Raw genomic sequence first — 19923 nt, 5'->3', positions numbered from 1 at the left:
GATTGATGACTTGTCCGGCAAGGACGGACTGCGGTCGATCAAAAAGACAAAGCGCAACAACCAGAGATGGCGCAGAAGCCGTGAGATACAGTGTTTCATGTTAGGTTACCATGTCCAGGAACAGTTGCATGTCGGCGCGACCAAGGGTCTCGGACAGCGCACAGCAGGGGCAGTCAGTCCGAGGCTCGATTTTGGAGATTGTCGTGTGAGATCTTTTTGACCTGAGTTGAATTTCCGATGGCTAGGCGAGACCTTTCCCGCGAGGAGCTCTTTGCGCTGGTTTGGGAGAAACCGACACAGGAGGTGGCAAAGGAGCTTGGTGTATCCGACGTCGCAATCGGCAAGATGTGCGCGCGTTTGCAGGTTCCAAAACCACCGCGTGGATATTGGGCGAGAGTGCGGTCGGGGCAGACTCCGCGACGCCGCCGCTTGCCGCGTTTCGGGAGGAAATTGACCGCAAGCGCCGCGATGCCGCCCGGATCAAAGCCGCAGGATTGCTGTCAAAGCTCCAGCAACAATTCTATCAGGCTGCTCTTTCGGACCTGGAGCGTCGTGGTATCGACGTGGGTGCGGCTGAGGTACGCGGAGGCAGGTTACCCGATCTTACTCCGGACATCGCCGCTCAAATCCTGCTCCTCATCCAGAGCCGTGGGCATGAGTGGGTCAAGGAGAGGAAAGTAACCGCGCGGTGGCGCCATTCGGTTCAGAACAGCGCGGCGAAGCTTGTCGAAAAGCTGTTGCCGGTGGCGCGGCCACAGCTCTTGATGTTCGAGAGCGAGCGCAGGAAGAACTGGTACACGGCAAGCGGCCCCGCTGTTCTTGTGCGCTTGACCGCACCCTTGCAGGAACGGATCGCATCTCTCGTTCGCATCGTTCGAGAACAGAAGCTGCGTCACGTCGTCATGCCGCTGATGGCTGCGGATCATGCCTGGTCCGCCCATCACGTCTAAGCTGCCGGCTCGCATCTATTTCTGGAAAGCACATTGTGCGTCTCGGCATCCGAAATCTGGGTGGAATGCATACGCAAAGCATGGCGCGAAGAGGATCCTCCGGAACGCATCGTGACCGGTAGGCTGAAGCTGCAGGAGATCATGCCGAACGACTACTTGCCCGTGCGGGAGGTCCCGTTGTCGCCCGTGATTTCGAGGGCTGCCGTGGCTCCCTATCGTGAGCGCCTTCGTGCTCTTCTCGAGGCTGACCGGGTTCATGTTGTCCGACGCGGCCTATGCGATCGAACGGGAAGTCCCCGATGAGAGGCTCGCGGTTGCGGATCGGATATGGTTTGGGAACGACCGACCTTTTCGGTCGACACGAGAGGCTTGGCGGCGCCTGGAAGATGAATTGGAGCGCTGGGAGACGGAACTGGAAGCCGAACGCTCCGCGTTGGCCCAATCAATCCTCGGAATTGAAGTCGGAGACATCGTGACGGCCGACAGTGGTGGACGGCTACTCCGCCTTTCCGTCAGCGGTGTTACGCTCTACGGCAGTGACGAGAATATCATCTTTGTTGTGAGCGGTACACGCTTTCGCAAAGACGGCACCCTGGGCAAGCTGCAGGATACCGTTAGTTTGCATTTCGACGGCGGTGCGTGAGACGCTTTTTTTCGCAACAGAATCGCCTTATGCCGCCAACCGCGGTATTTCGCTTTCTGCGAGCCGCAAGAATCGTTGGTTGAGGGGGGAGGGATTTGATCTACGATCCAATCCTGCGCGGGTGGCAGTAGACGTCAAGGCGTTCTGGTGCCAGTAGAACTATAGCGCAGAAACGGCGAATGCATGTGTACCGTCACAAAGCATTCGAGGCTCCGTCGGTAGACGATAGTCCCCGAAACCACGGTTTTTCGCGTTACCCCGAAAAATACAATTATTTGAAAAGCCCGAATTTTTGACGGGATGCTCGACGGTGAATTTTTGTCGAAAAATTTTTTCTCGTTATATTTCAACGCATTTAGGTAGTTATCAATAATAGAGTGCGAGTGATTCAGGCGATGCCGGAAGTATCCGGTGGCGCGCCAGAATACGACGTATCAACGATAGAGTGGGCGAGCGGGTAAATGGCGACGATAGCATAATTCGGCGGCGGTTTTCGCTGCCGTCCTGTTGCCGTTCCCATACGTATCGTACTCCCGCAGAGTTGGCGTTCTCCATTTCTGACACGCGGTCCCATCCGCTGCCCACTTTCGGGATTGATGTCAAGCCGCTTCAAAGGGCGGGAGTGTTCCAGCGAAGAGTAGCGTACACAAAAGCGTCTCCGCTTCGCGCCGATCTCTGTTTATCCGAGCTGTCCCTGTTGCCCGCCAAGAGTGGACGGCGCTGCCGCCGAGGCCACGGGTGAGTTAAAGGGTTCCTGATGCCCGTGACGGGGTTGTCAGTTGAACAGCCTTCTCAGATGGAGAAGCTCATACGCGCTACGATCACCTTAGTGCACTTCGGAGCGTGGCGCCCAACCCGTCGACCAGGACAACACAGAACAGGATCGCAAGGAGAATCGCCGAGACCTGATCGTAGGCCAACAGACGCAGCGCCGCCATCAGTTCGAAGCCGATCCCACCAGCACCGACGATACCCAGCACGGCCGAGGCGCGGAAATGATATTCCCAGCGGTAGATCGTGATGTCGGCGAGCTGCGGCAGCACCTGCGGCAGAACGGCATGCAGGATGACGCCCATCGGCCCGCATCCGGCCGCCCGGGCCGCCTCGATCGGTTTCGGGTCCACGTGTTCGATGGCCTCGGCGTAGAACTTGCCGACCATACCGACTGAGTGAAGCCCCAGCGCAAGCACCCCTGGAAGTGCTCCGAAGCCGACAGCGGCGACGAAAAGCACGCCCATGATGATTTCAGGCACGGATCTGAGGAAGGAAAGGACCAATCGCGCGCCCTGGTAGATTACCGCATTCGGGGCGGTGTTCGGCGCCGCCAGCAGAGCGAGTGGAAGCGAGAACACCACCGCAAAGGCGGTTCCAGCGATCGACATGGCAAGGGTGTCGATCAGCGGGCGCATCCAGCTCTGCCAGCGGGAGAAATCCGGTGGCACCATCTCGTCGAAAAGCTGGGCGATCGCCGGACCGCCATCCCGCAGGCGTGCGAGGTCGAAGAAACCGGTGATCCAAAGCGCTCCGATGCACACGGTAACGATCAAAGCGGCCAGCGCGGCCGCCCAGCGGGCGGCGCGGCGCTCTTCCGCCAGGATGCCGGCGTAGATCTCTTCCGTCGACATGGCTCAGTTCGCCTTTGCCAGATTGATCTCGAGAATTTCGGCCATCTCGCGCAGCACGTCATAAGCAGCGTCATCGGTCGGATCGAGCCGCTCCACCCGAAACAGCTCGAGAATCTCGGGATTGTCGATATCCAGGAAGGCCGACCTGATCGCCTCCTTCAACTCCGGGACGAGGTAGCCTTGCATGGTGAGGGGATAGTTCGGCAGCGGATCGCTGTAGCCCAGCACGCGAATTTTGGAAGCATCGACCTTGCCCCGCTCGACCAGAACCTCGTAAATCGATTCCGACAGGCCGCCGGCAGGCACCTGGCCAGCAGCCACTGCCCGCGCTACGGCGTCGTGCTTGCCCAAATGCACGACCTTGTAGTCTGAATCGCCCTTGAGCCCAGCCTTGGCCAGCACCGTGCGCGGTGCCAGGTGGCTCGAAGTCGACGCCTGATCGCCAAACGCAAAGGGCTTGCCGCGAATATCCTCGTAGCCCTTTACCGGACCCTCGGCATTCGCGATCAGGATTGAGCGGTAGGTCGGTGAACCATCGACCACGCCCACGCCGAAGGGCTCGATTTCGGGCGCACGCGACTTGGCCATGACGTAGGAGAGCGGGCCAAAATACCCGACCTCGATGCGCCCGAAACGCATCGCTTCGATCATGGAAGAATAGTCGGTCGTCACGAGGATTTCGACGTCCCTGCCCAGGCGCTCAGCGAGAAACTCCTTCAGGGGCTGCGCGTTCTGGATGATGGTTGCAGCGTTCTCGTCAGGCAGGAGCGCCACGCGCAGGGTCTGCGGGTCGGCGCGGTCCGACGCCGCGGCAGGCAGAGCGGTGGCGAAGCTCGAGGCAACGAGAGCGGCGAGGACGTGGCGTCGGGTAGGCAGCATGGCGATCTCCTGATCGATCGGTTTGAATGGTTATGCGGCGGCAGCGGGCAAATCCGCAGGCAAGCGGCCATAGATTGCGTCGAGCGCATGAGGTGTGAGCGTTTTCGGGGTCCCGCGAAACACGACGCGTCCGGCGGAAAGCCCGATGATCTCGTCCGCAAAGCGGCGGGCGAATTCCACTTGGTGCAGGCTCACCACGGCGGTGATCCCGTCCTCGCTGCAAATTCTGTGCAGATCCGAGAGCACGCGCTCCGCAGTGGCGGGGTCGAGGCTCGCCACGGGTTCGTCGGCAAGTATCAGGCTGGGCTCCTGCGTCATCGCACGCGCGATGCCGACGCGTTGCTGCTGCCCGCCGGACAGTTGGTCGGCCCGATCGAGCGCCCGGTCGAGAAGGCCGACGCGGTCCAGTGCCTCCAGAGCCACAAGCCGGTCGGATCGCGGCAGTGGCAACAGCGTCCGCAAGACCGGATGCCGCGATAACCGGGCCGTTAGCACATTGGCCAGGGCCGTCATCCGTCCGATCAGATGATGATGCTGAAAAACCATGCCCGTGGTGCGCCGATGTGCGCGCAGGCGTGCCCGTGACGAAAAGATCGAGCCCGCATCGCCGCACTGAACATCACCGTGCGTTGGGCGCACCAATCCGTTGAGGCAACGCAGGAGGCTGGACTTTCCTGCACCGGAAGGACCCAGCAGCACGAGGAATCGACCTGCAGCCACCTCCAGATCGGTGTCGTGCAATGCCGTCACCCCGTTCGGATAAGCGAGCGACAGACTTTCGACGCGAATCATTTGCTTCTCCTGTGCTGGCAAGGGATGGCAAGCACAACGGCGGACCACTCCCCGGAGAGTCAGCATTGCTATTTGATTTCTATTTCCAATTATAAAGCCTTATCGATTGATGGCTTCCTAGCAGCGCAAGATGACGCCTGTATGAACGACATCCGGAAAAGTTCCTGCCTAAAAATGGATCTCTCTTCTGAGGATTGTTCCGCGCTTGATTTCCATATTGATTGGCTTACACGATTGATATACGACGATGATTATCAAACGCGAAGCATAGAGAGCCGAATGGCCTCGTAGCTGACCGGCTGGCCTGCCGACCATTCGAGGAGGTATCGAACGTGGCACGCAAGACCATCGTCACCAACTGGGTACATCGGGAGGTGCTCGACCGGCTCGAGACGAGAGGCGCGGTGGAAGCGAACCAGGCGCGCCAGCCGTGGTCGCGCGAAGAGCTTCTGACCCGGGCGCGAGACGCCGACGCGATGGTCGCTTTCATGACCGATCACGTCGATGAAGAATTCCTCGAGCAATGCCCGGACCTCAAGGTCATCGCCTGCGCCTTGAAGGGGGCCGACAATTTCGACCTGGCGGCGTGTCGGCGGCGTGGCGTGGCCGTCAGCATCGTCCCGGACCTGCTGACCGCGCCGACGGCGGAGCTCACCATCGGCCTCATGATCGCCCTCGGCCGCAACATCGTGGAAGGCGACCGGCTTGTTCGTGGCGGTTCCTTCACGGGCTGGCGGCCGATCCTCTACGGCACTGGCCTGGACGGTGCCACCGTCGGGATCATCGGTATGGGCGCCGTCGGCCAGGCGATCGCATATCGGCTGCGCGCCTTCCGGTGCCGGCTCCTCTACTGCGATGCGCGTCCGCTTTCGCCAGGAAAGGAGGATGCGCTCTGCCTGGGACGACGAGACCTGTCACCGCTCCTGCGGGAGTGCGACTATGTGGTCCTGGCGCTGCCACTCGTTCCCGACTCGCTCCATCTGATCGATGCGGTTGCACTGGCGGCAATGAAACCCGGCGCAATGCTCGTCAATCCGGCCCGCGGCTCCCTCGTCAACGAAGCGGCCGTCGCCGATGCGCTCGAGGCCGGCACTCTCGGTGGCTACGCGGCTGACGTTTTCGAAATGGAGGACTGGGCGCGGCCGGACCGCCGCTGCGATGTCGAGTCACGGCTGCGCGCCCATCCCCGCACCGTGCTGACGCCCCATCTGGGCTCGGCCGTCGACAGCGTGCGCCGCGACATCGCACTCGCCGCCGCCGACGACATCCTGCGCTTCCTCGATGGCGGGCGGATGCACGGAATGATCCTCGATCCGCACAAATCCATGGAGAGAACCGCCTGATGCTCAACTTGACGCATGTCCAAGCGTTCCTCGCCATCGTGGATTCAGGCGGCTTCCATGAAGCGGCCCGCCGCCTCGGTGCCTCCCAGCCGACGGTGAGCCAGCAGTTGCGCAAGCTCGAGGAGAGCCTCGGCGTGACACTCGTTCATCGTGCCCATCGCAATGCTTCCCCAACGGCGCGGGGGGCGGCCTTCCTCCCGTTCGCCCGGCGCCTCATCGAGGGCGCGGAACGCTCGATTCAGGCGGTTCATCGCCATCCCATCGCTGTCGGGGCTGCCTCCAATCCGGGCATTTACCTGCTGCCGCCCTATATCCGCCGCTTTGAACAGGAGGATCCCAAAGCGCTTCCCGTGCGGCTGCGCATCGGCACCAACCCCGAGACGATCGCGCGGCTCGAGAGCGGAGAGATCGATGTCGCCGTGACGGAGTGGTGGGAGCCCCGTTCGGGCTGCGAGGCGGCACCCTGGCGGCGCGATCCGATGGTGGTGATTGTGGCGCCCGACCACCGCTGGAGCCGAAGACGCTCAATCTCTGCGGAAGAATTCGTCACCGAACCTGTATTGGGAGGCGAGCCCGGAACGGGTACGGGACGATTGTTGCGCTCGGAGTTGAGAAGTCTAGTGGATCGAATGAATGTGACGCAGCAACTCGGCAGCACGGAGGCCGTGAAACGGGCGGTCGCCGCGGGCCTTGGCATCTCCATCGTACTTGCAAGTGCCGTTCGCGACGAAGTCGCCTCGGGCAGCCTCGTCGCCCTCACTCTCGAAGGAGTCTCGATGGAGCGCCAGCTCTTCGTCATCACCCCCGCCGATGCGCCGCCGACAGCGATGTCGCGCCGTTTCACGGCTACCCTGATGCAACTGGCCTCGTGAGACCGGTGATGAGGCGGAGCACAGGGCGAGCCTGCCGGCACGATCTGGATTTCTGCACCGCGGCAGCATGATCTGCGCATTGGAAAACGTCACATGGGCGACAGCATTTTTGCCGATGGTCGATTTTACTCGGGTATACGCACGTAGTCCGGCCGGCTTCGCTTCCGCAGGCCTCTGATAGTCCATGGCGATTCGGATGAAGGTCCGCTGTTCGGGAGCAGATCCGATCCGGTAATCTCCGCCGCCCTCTACGGCGCAGCCGTCATAATCCTCGTCAGACGCATCATGCGCCGAGCATGATCAGTTTCGGCACGGACTGGAAGAAGCTCTTTCAACGAACTTCGGGATTTTCACGCAGCAGCGGCACCACGGCCATTTTGAGGCCAGATCACTTTAAGAAACTGCATAATTCATTTAGCGTGTCTTCATATAAGCAGCTGGGAAACTGCCAAATGCGGGATATAAATCTCAAGGCCACCGAGTACTTCGAGGCGGTTGCCCGTCTCGGCTCGGTGAGCAAGGCGGCGGAGGATCTCGGAATCTCGGCTTCGGCCGTGAGTCAGCAGCTTCGCGCGCTGGAAACGCAGTTTGGCGTCAAACTGTTTCGGCGCGAAAAGCGGCAGTTGGTGTTGACACTGGACGGCGATCGCTTGTTTCAGACGACAACGCAGGCCTTCAGCGCTCTTCGTAATGCCCGGAATGCCATATCTCGCCAACGCCACGCCCGCGGACTGACGATCCGGGTCAGCCCGAGCTTTGGGGTTCGCTGGCTCGGTCCGCGGATCGACCGTTTCTCGGCAGACAATCCCGAATGGAACATCCGCGTGGATGCCACGCCCGATTTCTCGGCCTTCGATACGGAGGCGGTGGACTTCGACCTTCGCTATGGTCTTGGAGGCTGGTCCGGGCTTTCGGTAACCTGCATCATGTCGGACTATGTCATGCCGATGTGCAGCCCTGCCTACTTGAGCCAGTTGCAGCAATATTCCGACAACCCAGTCGAACAACTCGGACATGCGCGATTGATTGACAGCGCAAAGCAGCTTTTCCGTTGGGACCTCTGGTTGGCCGAACATCGGGTAACCCTCCCGGAGCTCAGCTATCCTTTCCGGTTCGATCGATCTTCGATGTCGATAGAGCTGGCAAAACAGGGCGGCGGGGTCGCCCTCGAGAACGTCATGCTTTGTCTGCCGGATTTGGAGCGCGGGGATCTCGTGCCTTTCAGCCCGTCGTTTGATGTAATCAGCTTCTTTGCCTATTGGCTGGTTTGCCCACCACGCCATTTCAATCGACGAATCGTGAAGCGCTTTGCCGACTGGATTTCGCAGACGTGCAGTACCCACGAGGTCCAGGCAAAGGATTTCCTGAACAGCGCAGGGTGCCGTATTCGCACGATTTCCGGGCCCGACCTCATTGAGGTCGAGCCGTGGGTTTTCTAATAAATGGTCAGGAATGGAACGTAAGAGATCAGCAGCAGAACGAGCAGTGCCACGAGGTAGAAAGGCATGAGCGCCTTTACCGTCTCGCCGATCCCCGCACGCGCGATGCCGGCGGAAATGAAGAGCGTGGTGCCGACCGGGGGCGTGTAAAGACCGATCGACAAGTTCACGACCATCATCAGGCCGAGTTGCACGAGATCGATCCCGATTGCCTGCCCGATTGTCACGAAGAGCGGTCCCAGCAGGAGAACAGCCGCCGGCAGATCGAGGAATGCCCCGACAATCAGCATCACTACGTTCAGCGCGAGTATCACCATCCATGGATCGGCAAAGGCACCGGTTACCCACTCCGCAAGTCTGGTCGGCACCTGCTCCGCTGTCAGCACCCACTGGATCGTCGAGGATGCCATGATGATGAACATCACCGCCCCCGTCATCACGGCCGTCTCGATCGCTGCCTGCCAGATCCTGCGCCACGTCAGATCGCGATAAACGAGACCGCTGACGAGCAAGGAATAGGCAACGGCCATGACGCTCACCTCGGTCGGCGTTGCCACGCCGAAGCGTAGCGTGCCGATGACAAAGACCGGCATCAGAAGGGCGGGAATGGCCGAGATGATTTGGCTGCGGAACACGCGAATGCCCCCGGTCAGGGGCGAGCGCGGCAAGTTCAGACGATGAGCCAGGAGCCAGACCGAGAAGAACATGCCAGTGCCAAGCAGAACGCCGGGAAGGATCCCCGCCACGAACAGATCGACGATCGAGACGTTGGAGACGAGGCCGTAGAGAATGAGTGGGATCGACGGTGGAATGAGGACGGAAACAGTCGAGGACGCCGAGTTGATGGCTGCGGAGAACCCAGCAGGGTAACCTTCGCGCTTCTGTACTGGAATTAGGGCGTTGCCGAGCGCGGAGGCATCGGCCACAGCCGAGCCGGAGACGCCGCCAAACATAACGGACCCTATGATCGAAACTTGGCCCAGGCCGCCCTTGAAATTGCCCACCAGCAGCCGTGCGATGTTGACGAGATATACACCGAAACGGCCTGACATCATAAGGCTTCCGGCCATGATGAAGAATGGGATGGCAAGCATCGGGAAGCTCTGTGTCGGCGTGTACAGCCGCTGAGCGATCACCGCCATCGGCTTCCCGTCGAGCCAGAGCGCTGCTGCAACGCCGCCGAGCATGGCGTGGGCGACCGGTACGGCGATGGCCAGCAACACGAGAAATATCCCGATCAGGGGAGCGGTCATTTGACGGTCCTTTCAACCGAGGCTCTGGCGCTCAAGGTCAAGAGGGTCGGGATCGCCGCCCGCGAGTAGCCGCACGATCTCCACGACGCCAATCACGCTCATTGCACCGAAGGCGAAAACGAGGCTGGCGTAACCCCAGATCTGCTTGATCCCGAGGGTGGAGAGCGTCTGGAATTGTGCTGCCTTGAGGATCGGTTGAGACGACCAGAGAACGCTTGTCGCGATGAGGACGATCACAAGATGGATCAGGAGTGTCAGCACTCGGCGTCCTGAGGCGGACAACAGATCGGGCAGCAGGGTGATGGCTATGTTCCGGCCGCGCGCGGCGGCGATGACAATGCCCCCGGCGACCAGCCACGGAAGCAACAGCGCGTGGATCTCATAGGCCCACGCGATACCCGACCCGAAAGCGTAGCGAAGGACAACATTAACGAAAAGCGCAACGAACATGACACCGAGGCAGGCTGCCGCTATGAGCCGGCCACTCCAATCGAGCAGGGTCACCACCCGACTTGCTAGGGAGTGGAGGAGGCGCAGGGGCCTCCTCCGCTCGACCGGGGAATCGCAATCCCCGAGAGTCATTACTGCCCCTTGGCCGCGGTGCGGAGCGCTTCAACTAGGTCCGGATATTTGTTGGCATATTTATCGTAAACGGATTGCGTGGCCTGTTGATAGGCAGCCTTGTCGGCCTCGGCGAAGGTTACGCCTTCTTCCTCCATGGTCGCTATCAGGCTGTCGGAGGCTTCGCGCACGGCCTGGCGCTGCTCTTCACCGGCTTGGGCGGTAGCGTCGAGAGCGCACTGCTTCGTGGCGTCGTCTAGTCCCGACCACCAGGACAGCCCTGCGACCACCGGCGTGGACTCGTACTTGTGGCCAGTCAGCGTGATATAAGGGGTGATCTCATGGATCTTTGAGGAGTGGATGTTGACCAGCGGGTTCTCCTGTCCGTCGAACACGCCCGATTGGAGCGCCGTAGGCAGTTCCGAGAAGGCAAGTGGGGCCGGAGCGGCGCCCAGCGACTCAAAAATGTCCACGGTCATCTGATCCGGGGGCGTGCGGATCTTCATGCCCTTCAGATCGGCCGGGGTCGGAACAGTTTTCGAGACGTGGCTCACGTGACGAATCCCGTTGTCCCAGAAGCCCAGCACCTTCAGTCCAGCCTCCTGCGCGCGTTCGTCCAGCATCTCACCGACCTCGCCGTCAAGCACCTCCCAGGCGGTCGGAAGGTCTTGGAACAGGAAGGGCAGTCCGAGTAGGCCAATCTCAGGAACGATCTGGCTCATCGCCCCCTGGCTGTTTGCGGACACATTGATCACGCCGGCGGTAGCCGAGGTCAACATCTCGACGTCGTCGCCCATTGTGGCCGACGGTGCGACGGTCACGCTGTGCTCTCCACCGCTGCACTCGGAAAAGAGATCCGCCCATTTCTCCGCGGCCACGAACCGCGGGTTCCCCGGATTGGCGCCATGCGCGAAGGTGATCTCTTCGGCATGCGCGACGCCAGCGAGCATAGTTGTTGCGGCCAGAATGGCTATGAATGTCGTCTTCATAATGTTTCCTCCCTTTTTTAAAGACTGTGGTATTGCGCCGGTGGCTCTTCCGTCCCGGCGCTGGTTCTCAGTGGATAAGCGAGCCTCCGTTCACGTCGACTTCGCTTCCTGTGCAGTACGCGGACAACTCGGAGGCCAGGAAGAGCGCGCAACCGGCTACGTCGGTTGCGGCACCCGCACGCCCCATCGGTATTCCCGCGAGAATCTGCTCGTGCATCTCCGGCGTGAGTTTTCCGGCTGTGATGTCGGTCGCGATGAAGCCGGGGCAGATGGCGTTCACGCGGATGCCGTCTGGCGCCAGTTCACGGGCCATCGCCTTGGTGAGGCCCAAAATCCCGGCCTTGGCAGCCGAATAGTGCGGACCGCCGAAAATGCCGCCACCGCGTTGTGCCGAAACCGAGCTGAGGTTCACGATCGCCCCCGCCCCACGCTGGCGCATGGCCGGGACCACCGCTTGGCTCGCGTAGAGCGTTCCGCGGAGGTTGACGTCGAGCACCGCGTCGTAATTCTCCGGCGCTATGTCCATTAACTTCAGCGGTTGGGTGATCCCCGCGTTGTTCACCAGGATGTCGATGCGGCCCCAGCGCCCAAGTAGTTCCTCCACCGTAGCGACACATTTGGCCCTGTCGGTTACATCGCAGGCAAGTCCAATGTGGTTGTTCCCGAGGTCGGACGCGGCGGCCTGGGCGCCATCCCGGTCGAGGTCGAGAATGGCGACCGTTGCACCGTGATCGGCGAACATCTGCGCAATGGCCCTCCCGAGACCGCGGGGCGATGCCGCACCGGTCACGATCGCATATTTGTCTTTTAGAAGGCTCAATATCCTACTCCCGATGCCTTGCGGTTTGCTCCCGGGCCACATCCGAGCCAGCCACGGATCTGTTCGGCCACTTTGTCGACCGTGAGGCCGTACATGTCATGCAGCGTCGGCAGCGCTCCGGCCTCCAGAAACTCGTCTGGCAGGCCGATCATTCGGAAAGTCGGGCGAGCGTCGTTGGTCAGCAGCGTTCGCGCCACCGCCTCGCCCAGCCCGCCAACAACGGAGTGGTTTTCCGCCGTCACGACCAACCGGCCGCCCTTGTGCACTTCGGCAAGGATCGTCGCGGTGTCCAGCGGCTTGATCGTCGGCACGTGCAGGACCGACACATCGATGCCGTCCGCAGCTAGCCTCTCGGCTGCATCGAGCGACCGCATCGTCATGAAACCAGAGGAGATCACAAGCACATCCTTGCCCTCGCGGATTGTCTCCGCCTTGCCGAGTCTGAACTTGTAATCCGGCTTATGGCGCGTGAGGACAGAGGGCACCTTGCCGCGCGGCAGGCGTGCGTAAACCGGACCGTTGTGGTTCGCCACCGCGGGAACCATCCCCATCACGTCGTCCGCGTCACAGGGATCTATAATCGTCAAGTTCGGGAGGCCGCGGAATATTGCGAGATCCTCGGTCGCCTGGTGACTGGGCCCGTAGCCGGTCGTCAGGCCCGGCAGGGCACACATGATCTTGACCGGGAGGTTCTCTTCGGCGATGGCCATGGCGATGAAGTCGTAGGCCCGGCGCGAGGCGAAGACCGCATAGGTGGTCGCAAAAGGGTTGAAGCCTTCCCGGGCCATGCCGGCGGCCGCGGAGACGAGCAGTTGCTCGGCCATGCCCATCTGGTAGAACCGGTCGGGCATCGCATTCGCGAAAATGTGTAGATCGGTGTATTTCGAGAGATCCGCGGAAAGCCCGACGATCTTGTCGTCCTTCTTTGCCGCGTCGACCAAGGCATGACCGAAGGGAGCGGCAACGGTATCGTAGCCTTCTGCCGCGAGCGAAGCGATCATCGCCGAGGTGGCCTGCCGCTGCTCCTTTGGAATGACCTTGCGCGGTTCGTATTTCCGCTTCATCGAGGCAAGGGTCATTGCGGCTTTCCTTCTTCCAGAGTGGCCAACGCCTTGGACCATTCGTCGGACTCGACGCGCACGAAGTGCGTGATCTCCCGGTTCTCGAGAAAGTCCACACCCCTGCACATCTGCGTGTCGAAGATGATCACGCGCGGCTTTGGCTCGGTGACAGCACGGGCCGCATCAAACGCGGCGACCACGGCCCCCATGTCGTTCCCGTCCACGCGTTGAGCGTGCCAGCCGAAGGCTTCCCACTTGGCCTGCTCGGGCACCTGCGCGAGCGCCTCTGTCGTCTTGCAGTCGGCCTGCTGATTATTAAAGTCGACGAGGCAGATGAGGTTGTCGAGCTTCCACTGTACGGCCGACATTGCGGCCTCCCAGGTCACGCCCTCGCCCAGTTCGCCGTCGGACATCAAATTATAAACGAAGGCCGGGTTCTTCTTGCGCTTCAGCCCCAGCGCCATGCCGACGGCTATGCCGAGGCCATGTCCCAGAGAGCCGCCGGTGATTTCCATTCCGGGGGTGTAGGACCCCATGCCCGACATCGGCATGCGGCTGTCATCCGCGCCATAGGTCTCGAGCTCTTCCTCGGGCAGTATGCCGGCTTCCATCAGAACGGCGTAGAGCGCGATCGCGTAATGCCCGATCGACAGCAGGTACCGGTCGCGGCCCTCCCATTCCGGCTGCTCGGGGCGGTATTTGAGGGCGTGGAAGTAGCTGGCCGCCAGCACGTCCGCAATGCCGAGCGCCTGACCGATATATCCCTGACCCTGAACTTCTCCCATTTGGAGCGCCTTGCGGCGGATATTCCACGCCCGCAGCTCAAGCGACATGTTGCGAACCACGCCGGGGCGTTCTTCCACTGTCATGATCTCCTCCCATTTGGCGACTTCCCGGAACCTCTACCAGCCGAGGCAGCCGTTAACACGCAACAAAATTTCAATACTTATGAAGCTCAGCTTCACAAGTTCCGGCGTTCAATGTCGCGTCCGTATCGATCGCAAGCTCAACTCCACCCTCGTCATCGACGACCTTGCGTGCGGTGATGGGGCTCGTGCCTTCCACCGGCGAGATCAAACGCGACGGAAGAAGCATTCGCTCGGCGAATATGCTTGCAAAAAATTCGGGCCTTCCTTGCTGTTGACAGATAGTTCCTTTCAGTTTCTATTGTTTATGTTCGTTCTCAACGGATAAACCGACAAGGTTATGCGGCATGCCGTATCGAAGGCCGGTTCCAGAACGCGTCGGTTACGGGCTGTACCTCGACGGATCGATGATGTCCGAGACGGCACGCAGAATGGCATGAAGCTGGCGGCTGACGACTACCCTGTCTATCCGTCCGAAGCCCGCGCCCGCCCGCAACCTTCACGCGCAAGGCCGGTGCTTTTCGAATTCACGGGCGACCAGACGCACGGTTTCGTCCAGTCCGAGCATTGCGAGGTCGTGCTGACGAGCGACGGCTGCGGCTGGACCAGCGCATATGTCTCGCGGCAGAAAGAATATCCTTATCGGAAGAGCTTCGCCGCCTGCCCGGATACGATGGTCGCCTTCACGCTCGACGGTCCGATCCGGGTCTGGCGCAACGTCCATGGGGTCGCGGACGAGAAGGACATGCTTCCCGGCAGCTTCGGCATCGTCCCGGCAGGCGCGCCGTTCGAGGCCAAGCTGGACCGCCCTCTCGAATCCGTCCAGGTCTATATTCGTCAGGCAATTGTCGAGGAGGTGTCGGTTGACCTGGTCAAGGGCGATCCGGACCGGCTGGAAATAATACCCCGGTTCGCGGCCCTCGATCCGATGCTCGAGCAGCTCGCGATGGGGATGTGTGATGCGGCGCGCGACCCGGTCGCGACGTCGCCGCTCTATGTCGATCATCTGGCGACGGCTTTCGCCGCGCATCTCGTCCGGAACCATTCGAGCGCGGCGGAGCGGCCTGTCCGCGCCGCATCGTCGCACGGGCTCGACCCGCGCCAATTCGCCAGGGCGGTGGAATTCATCGAGGCCAATCTGTCAAAGCCGCTGTCGCTGGCCGATCTTGCGCGGGACAGCAAGCTGAGCCCCGGGCATTTCGCCCGCCTGTTCAAGAAGTCGAGCGGGCTCACGCCTTACAGATACGTCATGCGCCGCCGCATCGAGCGCGCTCAGCGCCTTCTTGCCGAAACGACGATGACGGTTGCAAGCATCGCCTTCGAGTGCGGTTTTGCCGATCAGATGCATCTGACGCAAACCTTCCGGCGCATGACCGGCACAACGCCGGCAGCCTACAGGAAGGAGTGCAACCGATAGATGCAACGCTCGTTTTGGCGCTTCGACACGCCGTGTTGCAGATATTCCATAAACAATAGTCGTATCACATAAAGACTATATGGCGGAAATGTGCCTTATTCCGATAAGATGCGTATAGGAGAGACAGTCTGGTGTCGAATGCGGCGTTCGACCAGCAGTTGTCGCGGAAGGAAGTCCAATCGAAATCGGTTACTCCTTCTGGATCGACGAGCGAGGATAGTGAACAAGGCGATCCGGAAAGCGTGCTGGACACAGCTCTGGCTTCTCTGGAAACTCCTGAAATCCAGGTTTTCGCCACCAAGGTGGACGCGGCGTGGAACGTGCTGCACGGACGCTACGCCAGCCGGATCCCGCAAGCGCAGATCGATCACCTTTTCGCATGTTTCGTATTCGGCTTGACGTCCCCGGTCTACGGCGACGCTGAACCGTCCGTTCATTTCGCTGCCTGCCGGGCGCTGGTTTCGCCCAAGATGACCCCAGAGCGCGCTCATGCAGCCTTGCATGCCGTGCCCGTGCCCACCGAGCCATGGGTCGAAGCCGCTTATCAATCGGTAGAACGGCGTGGCATCGACATGGGCCTCGCCATTACCAACCACAGTCGCGTTCAAGATGTCCGTGCAGCCGGTGAGGCAGGTACCAGCCGTCGAACTGCGGTCGTCGAAGAGGAGTTGTCATGACCGGTTCCATTGGGAATTTCCCGCCAGCCAAGCTCCGCCGTGGTTTCGTCGACAACTGGATTTCGGGTGCTGCCGAAAGCCGTTCGCTCCGGCGCCGGCTGATGGCGGTGCTGCGCATGGCGCATTCGGTCCTCGGCATGCGGCGCGGCCGACTGGGGCTGGGCACGCTCGGTATCGGCGGCTCGATTGCGGCAGTCGCCCTGGGAATGTCCGCGACCTCGGCCCTGGCGGGCTACGCCGCCGGCAACGGCCAGCTCACCGGCACTGGCCAGGGCGCGGTTTCGATCGGCACGGGCCCGCTTTGCCATACGTTCGTGGCCGACTACAGCACCGGCATCGGCTGCACCGTCACGGTAAGCGGGCTTTCTGGAGTCGGTATGGGAATGAACACCGTCGTTAGCGGGGATCACGCCGTCGGCATCGGCCGGAACGTCACTGCCAGTGGCAATCATGCTATCGGAATGGGCATCTCGGCAAAATCCGAGGGGCGTTGCCTCCATCGCGTTTGGTTCGGCTTCCGTCGCGAATGCCGATTCCGCGGTCGCAGTGGGGCGCCTGGCGCAGTCCCAGGGCCTCAACGGCGTGGCGCTTGGTTGGTCAGCGACAGTCACTGATAAATATGGCGTCGCTATCGGCTCATCATCAAGTGCGGCCCTGACTGGAACGGCAGTCGGTGTTGGCGCCAATGCAACCGGCAATGCTGCTACTGCTGTCGGGCAGAACTCCGTCGCCTCGGGAATCCTGGCTTCGGCTTTCGGGCGCAGCGCGACAGCTTCGGCTGAGGGAGCCACCGCCCTCGGCGTGAATTCAGCGGCTTCGGGAAAGAGCTCGATCGCGCTGGGCGATGGCGCGGCCGCGTCGGCCGACATCAGCACGGCGATCGGCTTTGGCGCCAATGCGGCCGCCTCCAATTCCATCGCGATCGGCCAAAACGCCGCAACCGATGCGACGGCCGGTGCCTCGGTTGCCATCGGCTACAACACGTCCGTCACCGACATCAATTCGGTCGCCATAGGAAACGGTGCCAAGAGCACCGGGCAGAGCAACGTCGCGCTCGGCATCTTCGCGGAGGCCTCTGGTTCCGCCGCCGCATTGGCGCTCGGCCGGCGCGCGACCGCGAGCGCCGATCGTGCGACGGCCCTCGGCCGCGGCGCCACAGCGAGCGCGCTGGACGCCATTGCCATGGGCACCGATGCAACGGCGGACGCTGCCGACGCCGTCGCGATCGGCAACGGCTCCACCGCTACGGGCGGCAAGGCAGTTGCCGTCGGCTCCGGCAACCTCGCCAGCGGCAACGGCGCGGTCGCCATCGGCGATCCCAACACCGCCACCGGCGACGGCGCGGTGGCGCAGGGCATGGACAACACCGCGACCGGCAACGGTTCGGTGGCGATGGGCAACACCAACATGGTCGGCGGCGGCGGCCAGGCGGTGAGCACCCCCGGCACGGCGGCGCAGGGCGCGGTCGGCATCGGTTACCAGAACACGGTGGTTGGCCAGGGCTCGATCGCCCTCGGCAGCACGAGCGAGGCGCTGGGAGCCGGCTCGCTCGCCTTTGGCGATACGGCAATAGCCAACAATGCCGGCGACGTGGCGCTCGGCTCGGGCTCGGTGACCGCGGCACCCACTCCGACGGCGAGCACGACGATTCGCGGCACGACATACAACTTCGCGGGTGCCGCGCCGACGAGCGTCGTCTCGGTCGGTGCTCCGGGAGCGGAGCGGCAGATCCAGAACGTCGCCGCGGGCCGCATCAGCGTCACTTCGACGGATGCGATCAACGGATCACAACTCTTCGCGGTGCAGGACTCAGCCTGTGCCGCTGGGAATCATCGAGGCATGGCTCTTACCGGAACTCGATGGGACCCGGGATCGTGAGGCCCTGCTGGTCTCTCTAGAAAAGCACGTTCGTGAGGGAAAGATTGCCTTCGAGCGGCAGGGCAGCCGCGTTGTAGATCCATCGAAAATCGACGAATGCATCACCGAGCACATTGACACGATGCCGGCGAGATTGGCTGCCCAGAAGCTGGTGAGGGTAGACGCTCAATGATCTTGAATGCGTGTCTTGCGAAGCGAGGGCACTCAACCGAAGCGTAAACCGGTACACAAACGGGGGCCCCTGCAGGATCGAGGTGATCCCATGGAACCGATCTGACAGAAATCGGTATGGCAACCGGATCCTGAGTGGCGCCGATCAGGTCTCAGCTCGATGCCGTTTCCATACGGGATATCATGTACGCGCGCAAACGTGGCCGGTGTTCACCAGCAATGCGGGTTGCTGTGGCGCGCAGCCGGTGCGCCCCGCGACATCTCCTCGCCCGATAGTGATTGGCGGGCACGAGTGGCGATCGGGCGGGACGGCGCGCGTGCCCGTGCGGCCGGACGGCTTGTCGCCCGGCGGCGGATGGATAGGTTTGGGTTGCCTGGACGCCGCCCCCGGAGCTCTGGACGGTCCAGCTTCCGATGTGCAAAACTGGTCCGACCAGAAATGATTGATGCGGCCGCTTGCAAGGGAGGAACCGGTGAATATCGACGCGTCTCTAACGACCCGTACCATGGCCCCGTTTGATACGAGCCACCTCGACGCGCTGATGGAAGAGGCTGGCATAGATGTGCTCCTCGCCACTTCCAAGCACAACACGCAGTATCTGCTCGGCGGCTACAGGTTCATCTTCTTTTCAACGATGGATGCGATCGGGCACAGCCGCTACCTGCCCGTCGTCATCTATGAAAAGGGACACGCCGAAAATTCCGCTTATGTGGCCAACCGGATGGAGGGCGGTGAACACCAGAACCATCCGTTCTGGACACCCGCCTTTCATGCTGCGGCTTGGGGAACGCTGGATGCCGCCGAATACGCGGTGGAGCATCTGAGGAAGATCGGGAAGGGGGTGGCACGCATCGGCATCGAGCCGTCCTTCCTGCCGCTGGACGCCTACAGGCTGCTAAGCGAGCGGCTAGAGGGCGCGACTTTCGTGGACGCGACCGGCGTGCTCGAGCGGTTGCGTGCCGTGAAGACGCCGGAAGAGCTGGAGAAGCTGCGCAAGGCCTCCGAGCTCGTCACCGACGCCATGATGGCGACAATCGCTTGGGCGCGCGCAGGAACCACAAAGAACGAGATCATCGAGAGGCTGCGGCAGGAGGAGACGAACCGCGGCCTGCAATTCGAATATTGTCTTCTCACCCTGGGATCGAGCCACAACCGGGCAGCGTCGGACCAGGCCTGGCGGGAGGGCGATGTGCTCTCCATCGATTCCGGCGGAAACTATCGCGGCTATATCGGTGATCTGTGCCGCATGGGCGTGCTGGGGCATCCCGACGCCGAACTGGAGGATTTGCTTGGCGAGGTGGAGCAGATCCAGCAGGCGGCTTTCTCGAAGGTTCGCGCAGGTGCGCGCGGCGGCGACGTGATCGCCCATGCGCAGAGCGTGCTCAAGGCCTCCAAGGTTGCCGAATTTACCGATTTCTTCGCCCACGGCATGGGCCTGATCACCCATGAGGTGCCGTTTCTGATGACCAATCATCCGGTCACCTATGAGGGTGTCGACGCCGCCCGCCCCCTGGAGGCCGGCATGGTCGTCTCGGTGGAGACGACCATGCTTCACCCTTCCCGCGGCTTCATCAAGCTCGAGGATACGCTGGCGGTTACAAACGACGGCTATGAGATGTTCGGCGAAAATGGCAGGGGGTGGAACCGGGGCGCGACGGCATAGGAAACGGACAGCCAGCCGAAAGG

General features: G+C 61.7%; 20 protein-coding genes and 1 pseudogene. 12 read left to right on the top strand and 9 right to left on the bottom strand.

Features of this window, described 5'->3' with window-relative positions; translation table 11 throughout:
• The first annotated feature begins 386 nt into the window (after positions 1 to 386).
• Together SIN08_RS21645 and SIN08_RS21640 are read left to right on the top strand one after the other, a co-directional pair.
• Positions 387 to 950, top strand: coding sequence for a hypothetical protein (locus SIN08_RS21645; protein ID WP_322453688.1), 564 nt, complete (start codon positions 387 to 389; stop codon positions 948 to 950).
• Positions 951 to 1167: 217 nt separating this feature from the next.
• Positions 1168 to 1593, top strand: coding sequence for a hypothetical protein (locus tag SIN08_RS21640; RefSeq protein WP_322453687.1), 426 nt, complete (start codon positions 1168 to 1170; stop codon positions 1591 to 1593).
• A gap of 821 nt (positions 1594 to 2414) precedes the next feature.
• Here the strand turns inward: SIN08_RS21640 and phnE are convergent.
• The 3 genes from phnE to phnC are packed head-to-tail and all read right to left on the bottom strand — an operon-like array spanning position 2415 to position 4889.
• Positions 2415 to 3218 carry a phosphonate ABC transporter, permease protein PhnE gene (gene phnE / locus SIN08_RS21635; protein ID WP_322453686.1) on the bottom strand — a complete coding sequence of 268 codons (804 nt, stop codon included), beginning with the start codon at positions 3216 to 3218 and terminating at the stop codon, positions 2415 to 2417.
• Between the two features lie 3 nt (positions 3219 to 3221).
• Positions 3222 to 4097 (bottom strand): phosphate/phosphite/phosphonate ABC transporter substrate-binding protein, encoded by an 876-nt coding sequence (gene phnD, locus SIN08_RS21630; protein ID WP_322453685.1) that lies wholly within the window; start codon positions 4095 to 4097, stop codon positions 3222 to 3224.
• Positions 4098 to 4127: 30 nt separating this feature from the next.
• Positions 4128 to 4889: a phosphonate ABC transporter ATP-binding protein gene (gene phnC, locus SIN08_RS21625; protein WP_322453684.1), complete on the bottom strand. Its 762-nt coding sequence runs from the start codon at positions 4887 to 4889 to the stop codon at positions 4128 to 4130.
• A gap of 332 nt (positions 4890 to 5221) precedes the next feature.
• Here phnC and SIN08_RS21620 point away from each other — a divergent pair, with 332 nt between their 5' ends.
• The 3 genes from SIN08_RS21620 to SIN08_RS21610 all read left to right on the top strand — a co-directional run bounded on the left by SIN08_RS21620 (position 5222) and on the right by SIN08_RS21610 (position 8543).
• Positions 5222 to 6232 (top strand): phosphonate dehydrogenase, encoded by a 1011-nt coding sequence (locus SIN08_RS21620; RefSeq protein WP_322453683.1) that lies wholly within the window; start codon positions 5222 to 5224, stop codon positions 6230 to 6232.
• The gene (locus SIN08_RS21615; RefSeq protein ID WP_322453682.1) at positions 6232 to 7104 is read left to right on the top strand and encodes a LysR family transcriptional regulator; all 873 of its coding nucleotides are present in this window, start codon (positions 6232 to 6234) and stop codon (positions 7102 to 7104) included. The genes SIN08_RS21620 and SIN08_RS21615 overlap by 1 nt, the downstream gene beginning before the upstream one ends.
• Positions 7105 to 7400: 296 nt before the next feature.
• Positions 7401 to 8543, top strand: a complete 1143-nt coding sequence (locus tag SIN08_RS21610) for a LysR substrate-binding domain-containing protein (RefSeq protein ID WP_322453681.1) — start codon at positions 7401 to 7403, stop codon at positions 8541 to 8543.
• On the opposite strand, the gene SIN08_RS21605 is transcribed toward SIN08_RS21610, so the two are convergent.
• From SIN08_RS21605 to SIN08_RS21580, 6 genes are all read right to left on the bottom strand, one after another.
• A complete protein-coding gene (locus tag SIN08_RS21605) occupies positions 8540 to 9796 on the bottom strand; it encodes a TRAP transporter large permease subunit (RefSeq protein ID WP_322453680.1) in 1257 nt (418 codons plus the stop codon). The two genes, SIN08_RS21610 and SIN08_RS21605, sit on opposite strands and share 4 nt — an antisense overlap.
• 12 nt (positions 9797 to 9808) lie before the next feature.
• The gene (locus SIN08_RS21600) at positions 9809 to 10300 is read right to left on the bottom strand and encodes a TRAP transporter small permease (RefSeq protein ID WP_322453679.1); all 492 of its coding nucleotides are present in this window, start codon (positions 10298 to 10300) and stop codon (positions 9809 to 9811) included.
• 77 nt (positions 10301 to 10377) lie between these two features.
• Positions 10378 to 11346 carry a TRAP transporter substrate-binding protein gene (locus SIN08_RS21595; protein WP_322453678.1) on the bottom strand — a complete coding sequence of 323 codons (969 nt, stop codon included), beginning with the start codon at positions 11344 to 11346 and terminating at the stop codon, positions 10378 to 10380.
• A 67-nt stretch (positions 11347 to 11413) separates the two neighbouring features.
• Entirely contained in the window at positions 11414 to 12208 is a 795-nt protein-coding gene (locus SIN08_RS21590) for an SDR family NAD(P)-dependent oxidoreductase (protein ID WP_416208115.1), read from the bottom strand.
• Positions 12163 to 13230, bottom strand: coding sequence for a transketolase family protein (locus tag SIN08_RS21585; RefSeq protein ID WP_322453723.1), 1068 nt, complete (start codon positions 13228 to 13230; stop codon positions 12163 to 12165). Before SIN08_RS21585 ends, SIN08_RS21590 begins: the two co-directional genes overlap by 46 nt.
• 11 nt (positions 13231 to 13241) lie before the next feature.
• The gene (locus SIN08_RS21580) at positions 13242 to 14096 is read right to left on the bottom strand and encodes a transketolase (protein ID WP_322453677.1); all 855 of its coding nucleotides are present in this window, start codon (positions 14094 to 14096) and stop codon (positions 13242 to 13244) included.
• A gap of 433 nt (positions 14097 to 14529) precedes the next feature.
• Between SIN08_RS21580 and SIN08_RS21575 the strand changes: the two genes are divergently transcribed.
• The 7 genes and pseudogenes from SIN08_RS21575 to SIN08_RS21555 all read left to right on the top strand — a co-directional run bounded on the left by SIN08_RS21575 (position 14530) and on the right by SIN08_RS21555 (position 19900).
• Entirely contained in the window at positions 14530 to 15510 is a 981-nt protein-coding gene (locus SIN08_RS21575; protein WP_322453676.1) for an AraC family transcriptional regulator, read from the top strand.
• A gap of 131 nt (positions 15511 to 15641) precedes the next feature.
• Positions 15642 to 16187 carry a hypothetical protein gene (locus tag SIN08_RS21570; protein ID WP_322453675.1) on the top strand — a complete coding sequence of 182 codons (546 nt, stop codon included), beginning with the start codon at positions 15642 to 15644 and terminating at the stop codon, positions 16185 to 16187.
• Complete coding sequence (locus tag SIN08_RS21565; RefSeq protein WP_322453674.1) at positions 16184 to 16801, top strand: hypothetical protein; 618 nt, start codon at positions 16184 to 16186, stop codon at positions 16799 to 16801. Before SIN08_RS21570 ends, SIN08_RS21565 begins: the two co-directional genes overlap by 4 nt.
• Positions 16686 to 16985: pseudogene (locus tag SIN08_RS23695) on the top strand (hypothetical protein); the annotation flags it as partial. The gene SIN08_RS21565 and the pseudogene SIN08_RS23695, both read left to right, overlap by 116 nt.
• A 3-nt stretch (positions 16986 to 16988) precedes the next feature.
• Entirely contained in the window at positions 16989 to 18065 is a 1077-nt protein-coding gene (locus SIN08_RS21560; protein WP_322453673.1) for a hypothetical protein, read from the top strand.
• The gene (locus tag SIN08_RS23690; protein ID WP_416208114.1) at positions 17959 to 18237 is read left to right on the top strand and encodes a hypothetical protein; all 279 of its coding nucleotides are present in this window, start codon (positions 17959 to 17961) and stop codon (positions 18235 to 18237) included. Before SIN08_RS21560 ends, SIN08_RS23690 begins: the two co-directional genes overlap by 107 nt.
• A gap of 505 nt (positions 18238 to 18742) precedes the next feature.
• The gene (locus SIN08_RS21555; RefSeq protein ID WP_322453672.1) at positions 18743 to 19900 is read left to right on the top strand and encodes a Xaa-Pro peptidase family protein; all 1158 of its coding nucleotides are present in this window, start codon (positions 18743 to 18745) and stop codon (positions 19898 to 19900) included.
• Positions 19901 to 19923: the final 23 nt, after the last annotated feature.

It is taken from the genome of Chelativorans sp. M5D2P16, from assembly GCF_034427935.1.
In the GTDB taxonomy this organism is placed as follows: Bacteria; Pseudomonadota; Alphaproteobacteria; order Rhizobiales; family Rhizobiaceae; genus Chelativorans.
This window is presented reverse-complemented; position numbering and strand designations above follow the sequence as displayed.

Coding starts and splice junctions, on each gene's coding strand:
- phnE (WP_322453686.1), bottom strand. CDS start 3,218: ATGTCGACGGAAGAGATCTACGCCGGCATCCTGGCGGAAGAGCGCCGC.
- phnD (WP_322453685.1), bottom strand. CDS start 4,097: ATGCTGCCTACCCGACGCCACGTCCTCGCCGCTCTCGTTGCCTCGAGC.
- phnC (WP_322453684.1), bottom strand. CDS start 4,889: ATGATTCGCGTCGAAAGTCTGTCGCTCGCTTATCCGAACGGGGTGACG.
- SIN08_RS21615 (WP_322453682.1), top strand. CDS start 6,232: ATGCTCAACTTGACGCATGTCCAAGCGTTCCTCGCCATCGTGGATTCA.
- SIN08_RS21610 (WP_322453681.1), top strand. CDS start 7,401: ATGATCAGTTTCGGCACGGACTGGAAGAAGCTCTTTCAACGAACTTCG.
- SIN08_RS21605 (WP_322453680.1), bottom strand. CDS start 9,796: ATGACCGCTCCCCTGATCGGGATATTTCTCGTGTTGCTGGCCATCGCC.
- SIN08_RS21595 (WP_322453678.1), bottom strand. CDS start 11,346: ATGAAGACGACATTCATAGCCATTCTGGCCGCAACAACTATGCTCGCT.
- SIN08_RS21590 (WP_416208115.1), bottom strand. CDS start 12,208: ATGTGGCCCGGGAGCAAACCGCAAGGCATCGGGAGTAGGATATTGAGC.
- SIN08_RS21585 (WP_322453723.1), bottom strand. CDS start 13,230: ATGAAGCGGAAATACGAACCGCGCAAGGTCATTCCAAAGGAGCAGCGG.
- SIN08_RS21580 (WP_322453677.1), bottom strand. CDS start 14,096: ATGACAGTGGAAGAACGCCCCGGCGTGGTTCGCAACATGTCGCTTGAG.
- SIN08_RS21575 (WP_322453676.1), top strand. CDS start 14,530: ATGAAGCTGGCGGCTGACGACTACCCTGTCTATCCGTCCGAAGCCCGC.
- SIN08_RS21565 (WP_322453674.1), top strand. CDS start 16,184: ATGACCGGTTCCATTGGGAATTTCCCGCCAGCCAAGCTCCGCCGTGGT.
- SIN08_RS23690 (WP_416208114.1), top strand. CDS start 17,959: ATGCGATCAACGGATCACAACTCTTCGCGGTGCAGGACTCAGCCTGTG.
- SIN08_RS21555 (WP_322453672.1), top strand. CDS start 18,743: ATGGCCCCGTTTGATACGAGCCACCTCGACGCGCTGATGGAAGAGGCT.